17 protein-coding genes are annotated in these 20,047 nt (G+C 61.7%); 2 read left to right on the top strand and 15 right to left on the bottom strand.

Annotated elements, in window-relative coordinates; translation table 11 throughout:
- Positions 1–99: 99 nt before the first annotated feature.
- From ACE3RX_RS06585 to gyrA, 13 genes are all read right to left on the bottom strand, one after another.
- Positions 100–903, bottom strand: coding sequence for a 3'-5' exonuclease (locus ACE3RX_RS06585; RefSeq protein ID WP_374481578.1), 804 nt, complete (start codon positions 901–903; stop codon positions 100–102).
- A gap of 8 nt (positions 904–911) precedes the next feature.
- A complete protein-coding gene (gene cysM, locus ACE3RX_RS06590) occupies positions 912–1,802 on the bottom strand; it encodes a cysteine synthase CysM (RefSeq protein WP_374481580.1) in 891 nt (296 codons plus the stop codon).
- Positions 1,803–1,971: 169 nt separating this feature from the next.
- Complete coding sequence (locus tag ACE3RX_RS06595; protein WP_374481582.1) at positions 1,972–3,294, bottom strand: UDP-glucose/GDP-mannose dehydrogenase family protein; 1,323 nt, start codon at positions 3,292–3,294, stop codon at positions 1,972–1,974.
- Positions 3,295–3,351: 57 nt separating this feature from the next.
- Positions 3,352–4,527, bottom strand: a complete 1,176-nt coding sequence (lapB, locus tag ACE3RX_RS06600; RefSeq protein WP_374481584.1) for a lipopolysaccharide assembly protein LapB — start codon at positions 4,525–4,527, stop codon at positions 3,352–3,354.
- Between the two features lie 6 nt (positions 4,528–4,533).
- Positions 4,534–4,845 carry a lipopolysaccharide assembly protein LapA domain-containing protein gene (locus ACE3RX_RS06605; RefSeq protein ID WP_374481586.1) on the bottom strand — a complete coding sequence of 104 codons (312 nt, stop codon included), beginning with the start codon at positions 4,843–4,845 and terminating at the stop codon, positions 4,534–4,536.
- Positions 4,846–4,944: 99 nt separating this feature from the next.
- On the bottom strand, positions 4,945–5,229 hold the full coding sequence (locus tag ACE3RX_RS06610; protein ID WP_079434022.1) for an integration host factor subunit beta: 285 nt from the start codon (positions 5,227–5,229) through the stop codon (positions 4,945–4,947).
- Between the two features lie 11 nt (positions 5,230–5,240).
- Positions 5,241–6,947, bottom strand: a complete 1,707-nt coding sequence (rpsA, locus tag ACE3RX_RS06615) for a 30S ribosomal protein S1 (protein WP_374481588.1) — start codon at positions 6,945–6,947, stop codon at positions 5,241–5,243.
- A 94-nt stretch (positions 6,948–7,041) separates the two neighbouring features.
- On the bottom strand, positions 7,042–9,003 hold the full coding sequence (locus ACE3RX_RS06620; RefSeq protein WP_374481590.1) for a bifunctional 3-phosphoshikimate 1-carboxyvinyltransferase/cytidylate kinase: 1,962 nt from the start codon (positions 9,001–9,003) through the stop codon (positions 7,042–7,044).
- 15 nt (positions 9,004–9,018) lie between these two features.
- Positions 9,019–9,912, bottom strand: a complete 894-nt coding sequence (locus ACE3RX_RS06625; RefSeq protein WP_374481829.1) for a prephenate dehydrogenase — start codon at positions 9,910–9,912, stop codon at positions 9,019–9,021.
- Between the two features lie 12 nt (positions 9,913–9,924).
- Positions 9,925–11,022, bottom strand: coding sequence for a histidinol-phosphate transaminase (gene hisC, locus ACE3RX_RS06630; RefSeq protein ID WP_374481592.1), 1,098 nt, complete (start codon positions 11,020–11,022; stop codon positions 9,925–9,927).
- 16 nt (positions 11,023–11,038) lie between these two features.
- Positions 11,039–12,130: a prephenate dehydratase gene (pheA, locus tag ACE3RX_RS06635; protein ID WP_374481594.1), complete on the bottom strand. Its 1,092-nt coding sequence runs from the start codon at positions 12,128–12,130 to the stop codon at positions 11,039–11,041.
- 22 nt (positions 12,131–12,152) lie between these two features.
- Positions 12,153–13,235 carry a 3-phosphoserine/phosphohydroxythreonine transaminase gene (serC, locus tag ACE3RX_RS06640; protein WP_374481596.1) on the bottom strand — a complete coding sequence of 361 codons (1,083 nt, stop codon included), beginning with the start codon at positions 13,233–13,235 and terminating at the stop codon, positions 12,153–12,155.
- A 24-nt stretch (positions 13,236–13,259) separates the two neighbouring features.
- Positions 13,260–15,851, bottom strand: coding sequence for a DNA gyrase subunit A (gyrA, locus tag ACE3RX_RS06645; protein WP_374481598.1), 2,592 nt, complete (start codon positions 15,849–15,851; stop codon positions 13,260–13,262).
- 205 nt (positions 15,852–16,056) lie between these two features.
- Here gyrA and ACE3RX_RS06650 point away from each other — a divergent pair, with 205 nt between their 5' ends.
- Both ACE3RX_RS06650 and ACE3RX_RS06655 read left to right on the top strand, forming a co-directional pair.
- Positions 16,057–17,376: a TRZ/ATZ family hydrolase gene (locus tag ACE3RX_RS06650; RefSeq protein ID WP_374481600.1), complete on the top strand. Its 1,320-nt coding sequence runs from the start codon at positions 16,057–16,059 to the stop codon at positions 17,374–17,376.
- Positions 17,377–17,466: 90 nt separating this feature from the next.
- On the top strand, positions 17,467–18,201 hold the full coding sequence (locus ACE3RX_RS06655) for an OmpA family protein (protein ID WP_374481602.1): 735 nt from the start codon (positions 17,467–17,469) through the stop codon (positions 18,199–18,201).
- A gap of 141 nt (positions 18,202–18,342) precedes the next feature.
- Here ACE3RX_RS06655 and ACE3RX_RS06660 read toward each other — a convergent pair whose 3' ends face one another.
- Together ACE3RX_RS06660 and ACE3RX_RS06665 are read right to left on the bottom strand one after the other, a co-directional pair.
- A complete protein-coding gene (locus tag ACE3RX_RS06660; RefSeq protein WP_374481604.1) occupies positions 18,343–19,053 on the bottom strand; it encodes a S1C family serine protease in 711 nt (236 codons plus the stop codon).
- A gap of 89 nt (positions 19,054–19,142) precedes the next feature.
- The gene (locus tag ACE3RX_RS06665) at positions 19,143–20,042 is read right to left on the bottom strand and encodes a transglycosylase SLT domain-containing protein (RefSeq protein WP_374481606.1); all 900 of its coding nucleotides are present in this window, start codon (positions 20,040–20,042) and stop codon (positions 19,143–19,145) included.
- Positions 20,043–20,047 lie beyond the last annotated feature (5 nt).

A 20,047-nucleotide genomic window follows, 5' to 3' on the forward strand; every position in this document is an offset into this window, starting at 1 on the left:
CAACGACCCCCACCATGTCAAGGTGGTGCTCTAACCAGCTGAGCTACGCGCCTAAGAAGCCCGCATTATAGACGAACGCCAGGGCATGTCAACACTTTTCTACTCCGATGTCTCTGCTTGAGGCCAGGCAGCCAGGAAGCGCTGCCAGTGCGGAGCGGCAACACGACCCAGAGTCTCTCGCACGAATGCAACCTCCCCATCGTACTGCGCCTTGTCCAGCGCCCCCCGCATGAGTTGAAAACGCAGGAATACGAGGTAGGTGTTGACGACATCAGTCTCGCAATAATCCCGTATCTCGTTGATTCGCCCCTCGCAATACCCTTTCCATACGGCCGATCCATCCATACCCAGCTTACCCGGAAAGCCCATCAGCTTGGCCAGATCATCCAGCGGCGCATTGGCCCGCGGCTGATAAAGGGCCAACAGATCCATCAGGTCGAGATGACGCGTGTGATAGCGGCTGATGTAGTTATTCCACTTGAAATCGCGGGAGTCGTGGAAATCCCCATCCCCCAGATCCCAGTAGCGCGGCGCAACAACTCCGTTCAACATCCCGCGATAGTGAAGAACCGGCAGGTCGAAGCCGCCCCCATTCCAGGAGACGATCTGCGGAGTGAAACGCTCGATACCATCAAAGAAGCGCTGGATCAGCTGCCCTTCCGTGCACTCCGGCTCCGACAACGAAAACACCCGGAACTGGCTTGCATCCCGCAACGCACAGGAGATCGTGACGACCCGCTGCAGATGATGGGGCAAAAAGTCGGTGCCATTTGCAGCGCGCCGCTGCTGGAAAGCAAACTCCGCAACCTCCTCGGCGGAAAGGTCGATCGGCAGCCCATGCAGCACGCGGATCCCTTCGACATCGGGGATCGTTTCGATGTCGAAAACCAGGGTCGTAGCCATTGCAGCCATCAGGCGGGAAACACCCCGGTAGAAAGATAGCGATCACCGCGGTCGCAAACGATGGAAACGATGACCGCATTCTCGACCTGCTCAGCCAAGCGCAAGGCCACGTGCATCGCACCGCCGGACGAAATGCCGGCAAAGATGCCCTCCTCCCGTGCCAGCCGACGCGTCATCTCCTCAGCATCGGCCTGAGCCACGTATTCCAGGTGATCGACCTTGCTCTTATCGTAGATGCGCGGCAGATAGGCGTCAGGCCATTTGCGGATCCCGGGAATCTGCGCCCCTTCGGTCGGCTGACAGCCGATGATATGGATCGCCGGATTCTGTGCCTTGAGGTAGGTCGACACCCCCATGATGGTGCCCGTGGTACCCATGCTGCTGATGAAGTGAGTGACAGTGCCGCCGGTCTGCTGCCAGATCTCCGGGCCGGTTCCATCGATATGCGCCTGCGGATTGTCCTGATTAGCAAACTGATCGAGGATCACGCCCCGTCCTTCATCGCGCATCTTCTCGGCCACGTCGCGGGCGAGCTCCATCCCCCCCTCCTTCGGAGTCAGGATCAGCTCGGCACCGAAAGCCCGCATGGTCTGTCGCCTCTCGATGCTTTGATTCTCGGGCATCACCAGGATCATGCCGTAGCCACGGATCGCCGCAGCCATCGCCAGTGCGATGCCGGTGTTGCCACTGGTCGCTTCAATCAGCGTATCGCCAGGACGGATGTCACCGCGTAGCTCAGCCCGCAGGATCATCGACAGGGCCGGCCGGTCCTTCACCGAGCCAGCCGGGTTGTTGCCTTCCAGCTTGGCCAGAATGACGTTGTTACGCCCAGCCGTAATGCGCTTGAGACGGACCAGCGGGGTCTGTCCCACATAGTCCTCGAGTGTTTTGAATTCCATGATTCCGTCCAATAGGATGCCGGATTGAGGCGATCATACCGAACGTCGCCCCGAACCAGACAAGCAAACCCTAAGCCACCTGCCTGATGCCGCTGGCGCACGGCACCATCAGATGGAAAAGGGGCTTCCGACGGAAGCCCCCCAACATTTTGTCAGCTTTACGCCAGACTTACGGCCGGCCGATACTCAGATAAGTGAGACCAGCCTGACGCGGCAGCTTCGGATCGAAGATGTTACGCCCATCGAAGATGATCGGCGTCTTCAGCTTTTCCTTAATGGCCGTAAAGTCAGGGCTGCGGAACTCTTTCCACTCGGTCACGATGAGCAACGCGTCAGCCTCATCAAGGGCCTGCATCGGACGTTCCGCATAACGCAAACGCGGCTCGTCGCCAAAAATACGACGCGTTTCGGCCATCGCCACAGGATCATAGGCCGTCACCGTCGCACCGCGACGGAACAGTTCGGCGATGATCACCCGGCTTGGTGCCTCACGCATGTCGTCGGTATTTGGCTTGAAGGCCAGCCCCCACATGGCGAAGTTGCGCCCGGTCAGATCTTCACCAAACGCGGCAACGACCTTATTCACCAGCACGAGCTTCTGCGCATCGTTGGCGTCCTCCACGGCATTCAGCACACGCAGCGCGTGACCTTCGTCCGCGCCAGTCTTGATGAGCGCCTTGACGTCCTTCGGGAAACAGGAGCCGCCGTAACCACAACCCGCGTACAGGAAGTGATAGCCGATACGCGGGTCACTACCGATGCCCTGGCGGACGAGTTCGATGTCAGCGCCAAGCGTCTCTGCCAGCAGGGCGAGTTCGTTCATGAAGCTGATACGGGTCGCCAGCATCGCATTGGCGGCATACTTGGTCAGTTCGGCGCTGCGCAGATCCATGATCAGCAGCTTTTCATGATTGCGCTGGAAAGGTGCGTACAAGGCCTTCATGAGGAAGATCGCCTGATCGTCCTCTGCGCCGACGACAATGCGATCCGGGCGCATGAAGTCTTCGACCGCAGCCCCCTCCTTGAGAAACTCCGGATTGGACACGATGCTGTAGGGAATTGCCTCTCCACGGGCATCGAGCTCGGCCTGCACGGCGGCCTTAACCTTGTCGGCCGTCCCCACGGGCACGGTGCTCTTGTCCACGATCACCTTGTAGTCGGTCATGTGGCGGCCAATGGCACGCGCTGCGGACAGCACGTATTGGAGGTCGGCCGAACCGTCCTCGTCCGGCGGCGTGCCGACGGCGATGAACTGGATCGTGCCGAACTGCACCGCAGCCTGGACGTCCGTCGTGAAATGCAGTCGGCCAGCCGCGACGTTCCGCGCCACCACCTGATCAAGACCCGGCTCATGGATCGGAATTCCGCCCTCTTCGAGGATGCGGATCTTCTCCGGATCGAGATCGAGACAAAGCACATCATTCCCCATCTCCGCCAGACAGGCCCCCGACACCAAGCCCACGTACCCAGTACCGACTACAGTGATTTTCATACGCTCATTTCCAATGATGAATCCAGAAAACGTACCGACTGCTCATGCGCGGCAACGCTATGGGGCCAGATCGAACTCCTCGGTCCTCTTAGGCGGATAGGTCTCCCAGCCACCGCAGGCAGGACATCGCCAGTAGAACTGACGAGCCTTGAAGCCACAAGCCTCGCAGCGATAGCGCGCCACGCGCCGCGTATGGCCATGCACCAGCCCCTTGACGAGTTCAATATCGGTTCGCTGGGCTGCCGGCGCAGTCAGGAGTGCCGCCTCCAGCAGCTTGTCGAGCCCCAGCAGAGTGGGGTTGCGACGCAGTTCGTCGCGGACAAGACTGTACGCCGCCTGCGGCCCTTCCTGCTGCAGCTCCCACTGGAACAGGGCATCCAACAGATCGAGGGATGGATATTGCTCCAGGTAGCTGCGCAACAGCTGCATCCCCTGCTCCAGCTCACCCAGCCGCCGATAGGCGTCCATGATCCGCTCGGCCACCAGCGCAAGATAAACCGGGTTTTGGCTCTCAACCCGCTTCCAGGCGTCCAGCGCCCCGCGGTCGTCGCCACGCGCCACGTGCAGATCGCCCAGCAGCATGCTCGCACGCACGGATTTCCGGTTCATTTCAAGGGCGCGGGCCAGGCTCTCGGCAGCCTCATCGAAGCGGGAGTTGGCGAGATCGGCCGTCGCCAACTCACAATGAAAATTGGACACTTCCTTTTCCCACAGCACACTCTCGTGCTCAGGCAGTGCCTTGGCGATATCGATCGCCTTGCGCCAGTCTTTCTCCTGCTGATAGATGTCGAGCAGGTTCTTCAGGGCAAAATCGTTGGCGCGACTGCCCCGCAGTTGCAGGAAGACCGACTCGGCGCGGTCCAGCAGCCCAGCCTTCAGAAAATCCAGGCCCAGCTCGGAAAGCGCCTGGAGACGCTGCTCCTCGGACAGATCATCACGATCGACCAGGTTCTGGTGCATGCGGATCGCCCTGTCGGTTTCTCCACGACGCCGGAACAGGCTCCCAAGGGCGAAATGCAGCTCCACGGTCTGATTGTCGATCTTCACCGCTTCGATGAAGGCATCGATTGCCTTGTCCGGCTGTTCGTTGAGCAGGAAATTGAGCCCGGTCAGATACGTCCGCGGCAACGCCCGCGACTCCTTGACCAGATGCTTGATGTCGATACGGGCCGCCAGCCATCCCAATGCAAAAAACAGGGGGAAGGCGAGCAGCCACCAGAGTTCGAATTCCATGGGGACTTAGTAGCTCTCGGGAAGATCGGGGCCGCTAACGACCGGCGGCGCGCCACGACGCTCGACTGGGAAACTGCCAGAGTCGACCTTGCCACGCAGAGAGCTGATCTCCCTATGTTGACGATAGACAGTCGCAAGCGTCGCCGTGACTCCAATCAGCACGCCGATGACGACGAAAAGCAGAATGACAAGTACCAGTGGCACTTGCCACTGACTACCAAAGAAGAAATTCAGGACAACCACTTCATCATTCTTGAGCGCAAAGCCAAACAGCACCAAGAACAGGAAGAGCCTGACAAGCCAAATGAGAGCACGCATGGCAGAAATTATCCCCGACGCGAACAAAAAAAAGAAGGCGGCTTACGCCGCCTTCTTGCTCGAGCTTTTGGCCACCGGATGAGAAAGCATCGGATGGGATCAACCCATCATATCGACGCGCTCCCGCAACTCCTTACCAGCCTTGAAATGCGGAACATACTTCTCCGGCACTTGCACCTTTTCACCCGACTTGGGATTGCGCCCAACGCGCGGGGGGCGGTAGTTCAAGGCAAAGCTGCCAAAGCCGCGGATCTCGATGCGATCACCCCGCGACAAGGCGTCAGTCATCGCATCGAGAATCATCTTGACCGCGAACTCGGCGTCCTTCGCTACCAGCTGGGGAAAACGCTCCGCCAGCCGGGCGATGAGCTCCGACTTGGTCATGCCCGAACCGCTTACTTCTGCTCGTTGAGCTTGGCCTTCAGCAGCGCACCGAGGTTGGTGGTACCGCTGGCGGCAGAAGCGCTGTCAGAAGCCAGCTTGCTCATAGCTTCGTTTTGCTCGACCTGGTCCTTGGCACGGATGGACAGGTTGATGCCACGGGTCTTGCGATCCACATTGACGATCAGGGCTTCGACGGAATCACCGACCTTCAGCAACTGGGACAGGTCATCCACACGGTCACGGGAGAACTCGGACGCGCGCAGGTAGCCTTCCACATCGCTGTTCAGGCCGATCACGGCGCCACGAGCATCCACGGACTTCACGGTACCGGTCACGAGGGTGTTCTTGTCGTGGGTGGCGATGAAGTTGGTGAACGGATCCCCATCGAGCTGCTTGATGCCGAGGGAGATACGCTCCTTCTCGACGTCGATGTTCAGCACCACGGCCTCGACTTCGTCACCCTTCTTGTACTGGCGAACAGCTTCTTCGCCGCTCAGGGACCAGGACAGGTCGGACAGGTGAACCAGACCATCGATGCCACCTTCCAGGCCGATGAACACGCCGAAGTCGGTCAGGGACTTGATCTGGCCGCGGACCTTGTCGCCCTTCTTGTGGTTGATGGCGAAATCGTCCCACGGGTTGGACATGCACTGCTTCATGCCCAGCGAGATGCGGCGGCGGTCTTCGTCGATCTCGAGGATCATCACCTCGACTTCGTCGCCCAGCTGGACAACCTTGGTCGGGTGGATGTTCTTGTTGGTCCAGTCCATTTCGGAGACGTGCACCAGGCCTTCGATGCCCTGCTCGACCTCAACGAATGCACCGTAATCGGTGATGTTGGTGACCTTACCGAACAGACGGGTGCCCTGCGGGTAGCGGCGGGAGATGCCGACCCACGGATCTTCGCCGAGCTGCTTGAGGCCCAGGGAGACGCGGTTCTTCTCCTGGTCGAACTTGAGCACCTTGGCTTCGAGTTCGTCGCCGACAGACAGGACTTCCGACGGGTGACGCACGCGACGCCAGGCCAGGTCGGTGATGTGCAGCAGACCGTCGATGCCACCCAGGTCCACGAATGCGCCGTAGTCGGTGATGTTCTTGACGATACCCTTGACGATGGTGCCTTCCTTGAGGGTCTCGAGGAGCTTCTGACGCTCTTCACCCATGGAGGCTTCCAGCACCGCACGGCGGGAAACAACGACGTTGTTGCGCTTGCGATCCAGCTTGATGACGCGGAATTCGAATTCCTTGCCTTCGAACGGGGTCGTGTCCTTGACCGGACGCATGTCCACCAGGGAGCCCGGCAGGAAGGCGCGGATGCCGTTGACCATGACGGTCAGGCCACCCTTAACCTTGCCAGTGATCATGCCCTTGACCAGGATGGCGTCATTGAGCGCCTTGTCGAGGTCGTTCCAGGCAGCGATGCGCTTGGCCTTGTCGCGGGACAGGCGGGTTTCACCGTAGCCGTCTTCGAGTTGCTCAATCGCGACCTGAACGTAGTCGCCGACCTGAGCGGTCACTTCGCCGCGATCGCTGCGGAATTCGTCGATGGGAATGTAGCTCTCGGACTTGAGGCCAGCATTGACGACGACGAAGTTTTGATCGATCCGCACGACTTCAGCGGTGATCACTTCGCCTGCACGCATCTCCTGACGATTGAGGGATTCCTCGAACAGGGCGGCAAAGCTTTCCTCGAAGGAAACAGGGGTGGCAGTGGACATATTGAAAAAAGAACCTTACAACCGTCGCGAAACGGCTCCTGGTTGAACATACCTTCCCGCCCCTCATGGTTCGGGAAGATCCTTTGCAGCAAAACTAACGGCGAACCTGTTTTGCGTGCTCGATCACGAAATCGACCGCCTGCTGGGCAGTCAGGCCGGACGTATCGAGCAGCACTACATCTTCACCCCGCTTCAAGGGCGCGACGGCGCGCTGGGAATCCCGCGCATCACGTTCATGCAAATCTTTCAGCAGATCTGTCATGTTAGCAGCCATTCCTTTATCGATCAACTGCTTATAGCGACGCTCAGCACGCGTCTCGGCGGACGCGGTCAGGAAGATCTTCACGTCCGCGTCAGGAAAGACCACCGACCCCATGTCGCGCCCCTCTGCCACCAGCCCGGGAGCCTTGCGGTAGGCGCGCTGGCGCCAGAACAGAGCATCGCGGACGGCCGGCAGCACAGCCACCTTGGATGCACCGGCTGAACAAGCTTCGCTACGGATCTCTTCGGTCACATCATCGCCGTTCAGCAGCACGCGGTCACCTTCGAAGCGGGCCGGCAATGCGGCTGCAATGGCTTCCAAGCAGGCTTCATCGTCCAGCGCAACACCCTGGCGCAAAGCAGCCAACGCTACCAGCCGGTACAGCGCACCACTGTCCAGATGATCGAAACCCAGAGCCTCCGCTGCCCGTGCCGCCACAGTCCCCTTGCCGGATGCCGACGGGCCATCGATTGCCACCACCGGAACTGGGGTCGCAATGCCGGAGAAGGTCGTGAAGTAGCCCGGGAAGGTCTTGTTAACGCACTTCGGATCATTGATCCGCACATAAGGCCCGCCCAGCGTCGCCAGCGAGAAACACATCGCAACGCGATGGTCGTCATAGGTATCGATCACCGCTGGCTTGAGCTGCGCTGGCGGAATGACCTTGATGCTTTCCGGATACTCCTCGACGGTCGCGCCGAGCTTGCGCAACTCGGCAGCCATCGCGGCAATGCGATCGGTCTCCTTGACCCGCCAGCTGCCGATGTTACGCAACACGCTCGGTCCGTCAGCGAACAGGGCCGCCACCGCCAGCGTCATCGCCGCATCGGGGATATGGTTCAGATCGAGGTCAAAGGCCTTCAAGCGACCTGACGCCGGCGCCCGCGCCTCGATCCAGTCGTTGCCCCAAATGATCTGCGCCCCCATCGCCGCCAGCGCATCAGCAAACTTCACGTCACCTTGAATGCTGCGCCGCCCGGCTCCAACCACGCGAACCGGACCGCCGCCCAGGGCGCCGGCTGCCAGGAAGTAGCTGGCCGTCGAGGCATCACCTTCCACCGCAATGCGACCGGGCGACGTGTAGCGCTGGCCGGCCGGCACAATGAATCGGCTCCAGCCCTCGCGCTGCACGAAGACACCGAAGCGCTCCATCAGGTTGAGGGTGATCTCCACATAGGGACGGCTGATCAGTTCCCCTTCCACCTCGATGACCAGCGGCTTGTCCCGCGCCACCAAAGGTGCAGCCTGCAGCAACCCAGTCAGGAACTGGCTCGACACATTGCCGCGCACGCTGACCCGCTCCGCAGCAAGATTGGCGGGCTTCAGCGCCAGCGGCGGATAGCCCTCCTGCCCCAGCCACTCGACCTGCGCACCCAATTGCTTGAGACCATCAACCAGGTCGCCGATAGGCCGCTCGTGCATGCGCGGCACGCCAGCCAGGCGCACCTCGGCGGCCTGATCGGCGCAGCCGGACAAGCTCGTCACGATGGCTGGAACCAGCGTACGGATGCTCAACCCGGAATTGCCGACGAAGATATCGGCCCGCAGATTACTGAAACGACCTCCGCAGCCCTGCACACGCAGCGCCTCGCCCTCCTCCGCAACCGTCACGCCGAGGGCGGCGATCGCATTACGCATCACCCGAGTGTCGTCGGAATCCAGCAGATCCTCGACCAGCGTGTCACCCTCGGCGAGTGCCGCCAGCAACAAAACGCGATTGGAAATGCTCTTGGAGCCCGGCAGGCGCACCGTGCCCGCGGCCTTCTGCATCGGAGGCAGGTCGATGAATTCCATGAAAACTCCTTTTGATTACTCGCCCGAAGGCGTCGCGGGAAATGCCTTGTCCGCCCACTCGTTGCGGGCACGACTGGACTGCTCGAACACCCTCTCGAGAGCCGGCCCGTCACCAGCCACCAGCAGCGCACGCAGATAGGCCAATTCGGATAGGTAAGCATCCAGCTCGGCCAGCAGCGAATGCCGGTTGGCCACGCAGATATCCCGCCACATTTCTGGATGACTACCCGCCACGCGGGTGAAATCCCGGAAGCCGCTCGCCGCATAGCTGAACAACTGCTCAGCATTCGCCCGTCCTGCCAGATCATGAACGAGGCCGAAAGCGAGCAGATGCGGCAGATGGCTGACCGCGGCAAAGACCCTGTCGTGCTCCTGAGGACTCATCTCGTGCAGCACTGCGCCGCAGGCGGCCCACAGCTCACGGACCCGCGCCACAGCTTCGGGAGCATTCTCCGGCAGCGGCGTGACCACGACCTTGCGGCCGCGATACAGCTCCGCGCGAGCCGCCGCCGGCCCACTCTTCTCAGCGCCGGCGATGGGGTGGGCGGGCACCACAGTAGCCAGATGCGCGCCCAGGTGGCGGTAGATCGCCTCGATCACGTCACGCTTGGTGCTGCCTGCGTCAGTCACAATGGTCCCGGCAGACAGGTGCGGCGCCATCGCCGCGGCCACCGCATCCATCTGGCCAACCGGCATTGCCAGCAGCACCATGTCGGCGCCGTCAAGGGCGTCGGCCCAGTCGGTGGCAATCTCGTCGATGACCCCCAGCTGACGCGCCGTAGCCAACGGCTCAGGCCGTCGGCCAACGCCGACGATACGGTTCACCAGCCGCGCCTGCCGAAGGGCCAACGCGACTGAGCCACCAATCAGACCGACGCCGCAGACCACCAGCTTGTCGATCGTCTTCACAGCCGGCCCCATCTAGCCCAGCGCCACCGGCAAGGCCTCGAGGAAGCGTGCATTCTCGCTTTCCAGACCGATGGAAACCCGCAACCATTCCGGCATGCCGTAGGCGCCGATCGGCCGGACGATGACGCCCTGCTTGAGCAGCGCCTGATTGACCGCCGCGCCGTTGCCAACCTTGAAGGTGACGAAATTGCCAGCGGACGGGATCCAATCGAGGCCCAGTTCGGCAAAGCCCGCGGTCAGCTGTGCCATGCCTGCCCGATTGAGTTCATAGCTACGCGCCAAGAACTCGTCGTCAAACAAGGCCGCAGCAGCGGCTACCAGGCCAAGGCTGCACACGTTGAAGGGCTGTCGCACGCGATTCAGCAGATCGATGACCGCAGGGCTGGCCAAACCATAGCCGACGCGCAGACCCGCCAAGCCATAGGCCTTGGAGAAGGTACGGCTGATCAGCAGGTTCGGGAAACGCTTGAGCCAGGCAATCGCGTCGTAACGCTGCTCCGGCGACAGGTATTCGGTATAGGCCTCGTCGAGGACCACCAGCACATGCTCGGGCACGCGGGCAAGGAAAGCCTCGATCTCTGCGCCCGGCAGGAATGTGCCGGTCGGATTGTTGGGGTTGGCGATGAACAGCACCCGGGTAGTGGGCGTGATGGCCGCCAGCATGGCCTCCAGGTCATGGCCAAAATGCTTCGCCGGCACCTCGATTCCGCGCGCGCCGGCCTCCTGCGTCGCCAGCGGATACACCGCAAACGCATGCTGCGAATACACGGCATCGATGCCCGGCCCGAGGAAGGCGCGGGCGGCCAGTTCGAGCACGTCGTTGGAGCCATTACCCAGCACGATCTGGTTGTGACCCACGCCGTAGCGGCGATGCAGCGCATCCTTCAGCTCATAGCCGTTGCCATCCGGATAGCGGGCAATCTCCGTCACCGCCTTGAGCATTGCCTCGCGGGCCTTTTCGCCAACACCCAGCGGATTTTCGTTGGAAGCCAGCTTGACGATGGACTCTTCGGCCAGGCCCATCTCTCGCGCCAACTCCGAAATCGGTTTGCCGGGCTGATAAGGGGAAATGGCCCGGATATGGGCAGGCGCCAGATCGCACAAAGACATGAACAACTCCTGGAAATCAGTACACGGCCTGGGGGTAGGAGCCCAGGATCTTCAGATAGGCGGCGTTGCGTGCCAGGTCATCGAGGGCAGCCTTCACGGCCGGATCATCACGATGGCCGTCGATGTCTACGTAGAACACGTATTCCCACAAGGCCGCGCGAGCCGGACGGGACTCGAGACGAGTCATAGAGACCCCGGCATCAGCCAGCGGTGCGAGGAGTTCGTGCACTGCCCCCGGACGGTTGGCCGCAGACATGATCAGCGAAGTCTTGTCCGACCCGGTGCGCCCCGCATCGTGGCGACCGAGCACCAGGAAACGCGTGGTGTTGTTGGGCTCGTCCTCGATGCTCTCCACCAGCCGCGGCAAGCCATAACGTTCGGACGCAGCTTCGCCGGCAATCGCTGCCACACCAGGCTCAAGCGAGGCCAAGCGCGCAGCCTCTGCATTGCTGCCAACCGAAATACGCGGCACACCCGGCAGGTTGCTGTTCAGCCACTCGTGGCACTGGGCCAAGGACTGGGCGTGGGAATACACCTTGCGGATCGCAGACAGCTCCGTCTCGCGGGTCAGCAGGTTCTGGTGGATGCGCAGCACGACCTCGCCGCAGATCTTCAGCGAAGACCCCAGCAGCAGATCGAGGGTACGGCCAACCGCACCTTCGGTGGAATTCTCCACCGGCGCCACGCCGTAGTCGGCATGCCCGGCTTCCACTTCACGAAACACATCGTCGATGGTGGTCTGCGGAGCCAGACGGGCGGCATGCCCGAACTGCTTGACCGCGGCGCTCTCGGAGAACGTACCGAGCGGCCCCAGAAAGGCTACACCCAGCGGATCTTCCAGCGACAGGCAGGCCGACATCACCTCCCGGAAAAAGAAGGTGACACTCTCATTCGGCAGCGGCCCCTCGTTCAGGGACTGGATACGCCGCAACACCTGCGCCTCCCGCTCCGGCCGGTAGACGTAACCGGCGTCGCCATACTTGGCCTTGATCTCGCCCACGTGCTGGGCACACTTGGCGCGCTGATTGAGCAACGCCAGCATCTTGGCGTCGATGGTGTCGATCTGCTCGCGCACCACGCCGAGCTCACGCAGCATGTCTTCGTTCATGCCTTCTCCTCGTCCGTAACGCTCACGCCTTCCGCGCGGCGAAATCCTGCATCAGATCCACCAACGCCCGCACACCGTCCAGCGACATGGCGTTGTAGATGGATGCGCGCATACCGCCTACCGATTTGTGCCCCTTCAGACCGGACAGTTGCCGCTCTGCGGCCTCGGCCAGGAAGGCTGCGTCCAGCGCCGGATTGGCCAGCGTAAACGGCACATTCATGCGCGAGCGGAACGCCTCTTGGACCGGGTTGCGGTAGAAGCCGCCGCTGGAGGCGATGGCATCGTAGACGAGCTGCGCCTTGGCAATATTGGTCTGCTCCACTGCTTCCAAGCCACCCTGCGCAAGCAGGTCCTTGAATATCAAGCCGGCTAGGTAGATGCCGAAGGTCGGCGGCGTGTTGAGCATGGAGCCGTTCTCCGCCATCGTCGCGTAGTCCATGACGCTCGGCGTGATCGCGGAAGCCTTGCCGAGCAGGTCTTCGCGCACGATCACGATGACCAGCCCTGCCGGACCGATGTTCTTCTGCGCACCGGCATAGATCAGGCCATAACGGGGCACGTCCATCGGACGCGACAGGATGTGCGAGCTCATGTCCGCCACCAGCGGCACCCCAGCCGGCGCAGTCGGCAGGTCGAACATCTCGACGCCGTGGATGGTCTCGTTGGTGCAGATGTGCAGGTAGGCCGCCTGCGGATCGAGCTTCAGCTCATCAGCGCTCGGCACCCGCGTGAAGCTGTCAGCTTCGCTCGAGCCGGCCAAGCGCACGGCGCCAAAACGCTGGGCTTCCTTGTAGGCCTTCTTGGACCACGAGCCGGTGACGATGTAGTCCGCGGAACGCCCGTCGAGGAGATTCATCGGGATCTGCGCGAACTGCTGCGTCGCACCGCCCTGCAGGAACAGCACCTTGTAGTTGGATGGAATGCCCATTAGCGTGCGCAGGTCGGCCTCGGCCGTCTCGATCACGCTGGTGAAGTCCTTGCCCCGATGGCTCACTTCCATGACGCTCATGCCGGTGCCTTGCCAGTCGAGCAGTTCGTCGCGCACCTGTTCGAGCACCTTGGTCGGCAGAACGGCCGGCCCCGCCGAGAAATTGAAAATCCGCATCGTCTGAATCCTTCCTCAGTTCGCTCAGGCTTCCGGCTCAGCGCCTTCGGAACCGGCCTCGCCCGTCACGTCCTGCTCTTCTTCATCGCCTTCAAGAATCTTCTGCACACCGGACAGCTTGCTACCCTCATCCACCGAGATCAGCGTGACCCCCTGGGTGGCTCGGCCCATCTCGCGGATTTCCGCCACGCGAGTGCGCACCAGCACACCAGCGGTGGTGATCAGCATGATCTGATCCTTCTCGGTCACCAGGGTCGCTGCCACCACCTTGCCATTACGGTCGGAGGTCTGGATGGCGATCATGCCCTTCGTACCGCGGCCATGGCGGGTGTACTCGCCGATCGGCGTGCGCTTGCCGAAACCGTTCTCGGTGGCGGTCAGCACGCTCTGTTCCTCATTCTCGGCCACCAGCATGGCGATCACGGACTGGCCGTCTTCCAGCGTCATACCGCGCACACCGCGGGCCTGGCGGCCCATCGGCCGTACGTCGTTCTCGCTGAATCGCACCGCCTTGCCGGCGTCGGAGAAGAGCATCACATCATGCTTGCCGTCGGTGATCGCCACCCCAACCAGGTAATCCCCCTCGTCCAGGCCCACGGCGATGATGCCGGCCTTGCGCGGGTTGGAGAAATCGGTAAGCGGCGTCTTCTTGACCGTGCCTTCGGCGGTGGCCATGAAGATGAAATGCCCTTCGTCGAATTCCTTGACCGGCAGCACAGCGGTGATCTTCTCACCTTCAAGCAGCGGGAAAAGATTGACGATCGGCTTGCCGCGGGAGTTCCGGGTACCTTCCGGCACCTCATACACCTTCAGCCAGTACAGACGACCGCGATTGGAGAAGCACAGAATGTGGTCGTGGGTATTCGCAACGAAGAGTTGGTCAACGAAATCGTCTTCCTTCACCGCCGCCGCCTGCTTGCCACGACCGCCGCGCTTCTGGGCACGGTAGTCGGTGAGCGGCTGGCGCTTGAAGTAACCGGCATGGGACAGGGTCACCACCATGTCCTGCGGGGCGATTAGGTCCTCAATATTGATGTCGGCAGTGTTCATCACCACCTCGGAACGCCGCGGATCGCCGAACTGCTGCTTGATGAGCGTCAGCTCGTCGCCGATGATCGCGGTGATCCGCTCCGGACGGGCCAGGATGTCGAGCAGGTCGGCGATGTTGGCCATCACCTCCTTGTACTCGGCCACGATCTTGTCCTGCTCCAGGCCAGTCAGGCGCTGCAGGCGCAGCTCCAGGATGGCCTGGGCCTGGGCGTCGGACAGGCGGTAGCCCTGGGCAGACAGACCGAACTCCGGCGCGAGGCCCTCGGGACGGAAGCTGTCGGAAGTCGCGCGGGCCAGCATTTCTTCCACCAACGCTGAGCGCCACTCGCGCCCCATCAGCGCCTTCTTGGCTTCCGGCGGCGTCGGCGCAGCCTTGATCAACGCAATGATCTCGTCCACGTTGGACAACGCAACAGCGAGGCCTTCGAGGATGTGCCCACGCTCACGCGCCTTGCGCAGTTCGAAGATTGTGCGGCGAGTGACCACTTCGCGGCGGTGTGCCAAGAAGCACTCCACCATCTGGCGCAGGTTCAGCAGGCGCGGCTTGCCGTCCACCAGCGCCACCATGTTCATGCCGAAGGTGTCCTGCAGCTGGGTCTGCTTGAACAGATTGTTCAGCACCACGTCGGGGACTTCATTGCGCTTCAGCTCGATAACCACGCGCATGCCGGATTTGTCCGACTCGTCGCGGATCTCGCTGATGCCCTCGATCTTTTTCTCGTTCACCAGCTCGGCAATCTTCTCGAGCAGGGTCTTCTTGTTAACCTGGTACGGGATCTCGTCGACGATGATCGCCTGGCGATCGCCCTTGCCGATATCCTCGAAGTGGGTGCGCGCACGCATGACCACGCGGCCACGGCCCGTTCGATAGCCTTCATGCACGCCGGACAGGCCATAGATCAGGCCCGCGGTCGGAAAGTCAGGCGCCGGCACGATCTTGATCAACTCGTCGATGGAAACGTCCGGCTCCTGCAGCAGGCGCAGGCAGGCATCGACGACTTCGCTGAGGTTGTGCGGCGGGATGTTGGTCGCCATACCGACGGCAATACCGCCGGAACCATTGATCAGCAGGTTCGGGATGCGCGCCGGCAGCACCAGCGGCTCTTTCTCCGAGCCATCGTAGTTCGGCCCGAAGTCGACCGTTTCCTTGTCGATGTCAGCCAGCAGCTCGTGGCCGATCTTGGCCATGCGGATTTCGGTGTAACGCATGGCCGCCGCGCTGTCGCCGTCCACCGAACCGAAATTGCCCTGACCATCCACCAGCATGTAGCGCAGGGAGAAATCCTGCGCCATGCGGACGATGGTGTCGTATACGGACTGGTCGCCGTGCGGGTGATACTTACCGATCACGTCACCGACGATACGGGCGGACTTCTTGTAAGCCTTGTTCCAATCGTTGCCCAGCTCGTGCATTGCGTAGAGTACGCGCCGATGCACAGGCTTGAGGCCGTCACGCACATCCGGCAAGGCCCGCCCGACGATCACGCTCATGGCGTAATCCAGGTAGGCGTGACGCATTTCGTCTTCAAGGCTGATGGGGAGAGTTTCTTTGGCGAACGGGATCATGGCACCGCGGGAATCGACAGTTCGTCGAAAAGACGAAAAACATGGAGTTTAGCACGCCGTAGGGGGTCGATTCCCGCCCATACAGCCCCGCCACGCGCCAGCCCCAGTCAAAATTGTGACGGCCGCTGCGCCTATGCTCTAATCGATCAACGCCAGCCAGATACGGCCCGATAGATCTTATTCGCCCAATACAGCGAGAACAGCCATGACGCCCATCGAGGTCGACCTTCTCATCGAAGCGCGCTGGGTCATCCCGGTCGAGCCCGACAACACCACGCTGGAACACCACTCAGTCGCCATACGCGACGGCAAGATTGTCGAAGTGCTGCCAACCAGCGACGCCCGGACACGATTCTCGGCTCGCGAGACTGCCCAGCTGCCCAATCACATCCTGATCCCAGGCCTCGTCAACCTGCACTGCCACGCTGCCATGACATTGATGCGCGGCCTGGCCGACGACCTGCCGCTTATGCGCTGGCTACAAGAAGCCATCTGGCCGACCGAAGCGCGCCATGTATCACCCGCATTCGTACGGGACGGCAGCCTGCTGGCCGGGGCCGAGATGCTACGAGGCGGCATCACGACCTGCAACGACATGTATTTCTTTCCCGAGGCCACCGCAGAAGCCTTCGACCGCCTCGGCCTTCGCGCCGTGCTCGGCATAACCGTTCTTGAGTTTCCGTCACAGTATGCGGCGGACGCAGACGACTACCTGCACAAGGGGCTCGCGGCCCACGATGCATGGCGCGACCACCCGTACATCCGCTTTGCCCTTGCGCCACACGCGCCCTATACGGTTTCCAACCGCACCTTCGAACGCGTCGGCGCACTGGCAGACGAACTCGACCTGCCGATCCACATTCATGTCCATGAAACGGCCACCGAGATATCCGACAGCCTGCGCGAACATGGACAGCGCCCGATTGCCCGCCTCGACGCCCTCGGACTGCTCGGCCCGAACCTGATCGGCGTCCACGCTGTGCACCTCGACAACGAGGACATCCAGCGCCTGGCCCTGCACGGCTGCGCCGTAGCGCACTGCCCGACATCAAACATGAAGCTGGCGAGTGGCGCCGCACCCATTCCAGCCCTTTTGGAACGAGGCATCACGGTAGGGCTCGGCAGCGACGGCGCGGCCAGCAACAACCGCCTCGATCTCTTCCGAGAAATGCACCAGGCCAGCCTGCTTGCCAAGCTGAGCAGCAGCGACGCGTCCTCAGTACCCGCGCATCACGCCCTGCACATGGCGACGCTTGCGGGCGCCCGCGCCCTCGGCCTCGATGCACAGATCGGCTCCCTCCTCCCTGGCAAGGCGGCCGACATATGCGCAATACAGATGGATGAGGCGGACGAACTGCCATGCTTCGACCCGGTTTCCCATTTAGTCTATGTCCTCGGCCGGCGCTCCGTATCCGACGTATGGGTTGCCGGAGAAGCGCGCGTAGCTGGCGGAAAACTGTTGCAAATAACCAACACCGAGCTATTGAGCACCGTCCGGCTATGGCAGAATAAGTTCCGCCAATGAATTGGATATGCTGCATGAGTGCATTTCGACTCAATAGCAGCGAGTAAAAAATTTCCGGTTCTACCCCTTTGCCTTGCGACGAGGAAAACGATGATCAAACAAGCCAAAAAACAACTGCTGATTGCCGCCGCAATGGCCGCTCTCGGCCTGTCTGCCTCCGCCAGCTTCGCCAAAGATGTCGTCGTGGATACGAAAGGCGAAGTCCCCTACGTGATCGACGCCCGTTCCGTCGTGGCCCGTAGCGGCGCCGATCTGTGCTGGCGCACTGGCTACTGGACCCCGGCTGCTGCCTCCACCACCCTGGCCGGCGACCTGCCTGTTGGCTGCGAGTGCGACAAGGACGTCGTGCCCCAGGACAAGTGCGTGAAGACCGCTGCTGCCCCGGCTGCTGGCGCCAAGAGCGCTCCGGCTCCGGTTGCGGCTCCGGCTCCGGTTGCCGAAAAGGTCAAGCTGGCCGCCGACGCCCTCTTCGAATTCGACAAGGCTGTTCTGCTGCCCGCTGGCAAGACCAAGCTGGACGACCTGGCCGCCAAGTCCAAGGACGTCAAGCTGGAAGTCATCCTGGCCGTTGGCCACACCGACCGCATCGGTAGTGACACCTACAACCAGAAGCTCTCCGAAAAGCGCGCAGCTGCCGTGAAGAGCTACCTGGTCAGCAAGGGCATCGAAGCCAACCGTGTTTACACCGAAGGCAAGGGCGAAAAGCAGCCCGTTACCGGCAATGCCTGCAAGAACCTCGGCAAGGAATCCGGCAAGAACAAGAAGCTGGTCGACTGCCTGCAGCCGGACCGTCGCGTGGAAATCGAAGTCATCGGCACCAAGTAATCGCCGATTGGCTCGGCCCTACGCGGGTCAGCTCGAAGCCCTGCGCTGCAGGGCTTTCGCAGAATCCCTACTGAGCGGAAGCACAGTAGGGATTTTGTTTTTTGAGGAGACTCTCGGCCTAGGCAGAAGAGAAAATCGGCTTCAGGGCTGCTGCAACAGCGCCTTGATAAACGAAGCGGGAATAGCGTAGGAAATTGCCGATGGATTCGTGATCGCGGCTTCCTTGCTGCCCTTTACAAACACCATATTCACGATACCGAGCACTTCGCCGGTTTCAGGGCTATAGACAGGACTTCCGCTATTGCCCGGATAGGAAACCGCATCCAGCTGGAAAACGAAATATGAACCGGTCGCAAGACGACGCAAAGTCTGCCCTTCCAGCTGGCGCGCAGTAGGCAGCGGCTGCCCTGCCGGTGTGACGGCCGAGATGATCCCCTTGTGGGTAACAGGCACGATGCCGATAGCTGAACCCAGCGGGAACCCTGTCAGGGCAATGTCCTGGCCATCCCGCACGGCATCCGAGTCACCGATGCGCAGTGCCGGCATCGGCGGCCCGTCAAACCTCAGTACCGCCAGATCATGATCCCGATCCACAGCCTCCCGTCGAACCGGCCGGGCCGAGACCCGCCCTGCCCCCGGCAAGGCAATGACCAGCTGCTCCTTGTTCTCAACGCTCTCGACGACCGCCCCTTCCACGTGGGCGTTAGTCACAACCTGGTTACCATTGCCAGCGATGAAGCCGGTGCCGAGAAAGCGGAACTGGGGGCTGCGAGTCGGCGCAAAGGTTCCGACCGCCACAACCGACTTTTTGACGAGGGCAACGGTGTCGGGTAGATCCGCCCGGGCATCCATGGGCGCTCCGACAGACAGGCCGACAACAACTCCAGCCACGAGCGCCGGTACTGACCGCGAAAACCCACGGCGGCCTTTCGCACGGCTCATCATCGTCCGACCGCCTTCAGCGCCTGCAACACAGGGGACGCATCCACGACACGGGCGTCAAAGGGATGCTCAGTGCGCGGGAAGAACTCCAGAATCCGCCTCACGTAATTCTGCGTCTCCTTGTATGGTGGCACCCCGCGATAGCGATCGACCGCTCCTTCGCCAGCGTTGTAACCCGCCACGGCCAACGCCACGTTGCCGCGATAGTAAGCCAGCAACCAACGTAGATAGGCGAGGCCACCTTTGATGTTCTGCACGGGGTCGAAACTGTCCTTGACGTTAAAACGGCTTGCCGTCTCGGGGATCAACTGCATAACGCCCATCGCGTTCTTCGGCGACGTAGCATGGGGATCGAAATTGGACTCGGTCGTCGCTATAGCCAGCGCCAAGCGTGGCTCGATGGAAAAACGCGGCGCCAGCGTGGTGACGAGTTCGACCACCTTTTTCTTCTGCTCGGGCAGGGACGCCAGATACTTCTGAGTATCCCAGGTATCTCTGGCAACGAAGCCTCGACCAGAGTCGCGAGCTGCCATGCAGTCCGGCACGGCACCGGTGTACTCGCCGGCCAAACGTCTTGCCTTCTCGGCGCCAGCATGCCCCTTGAACAGCGCCATCTCAAACAGGGTCGCCGCGTAACGATCATCCCGCTCCACGCCGCGGCCATTGATGTACATCCAGCCAAGGCTGTACATCGCCTCGGCATTGCCCATCAGCGCCGCCTCGCAGTACAGCTCAACGGCCCGCTCGGGATCACGCGGCACACCCTCACCGTGCTCGTATGCCACCGCCTGCTCGACGATCCGGGTGGAGTCGACATCTTGCTCGGCCGCCCGCACGAAACCAACCGTGCCGAGACCAAACCCGACAAACAGAAGCAGATGTTTCCGCCACCCGAACATCACAG

The sequence above is a fragment of the Zoogloea sp. genome (assembly GCF_041914405.1).
GTDB lineage: Bacteria > Pseudomonadota > Gammaproteobacteria > Burkholderiales > Rhodocyclaceae > Zoogloea.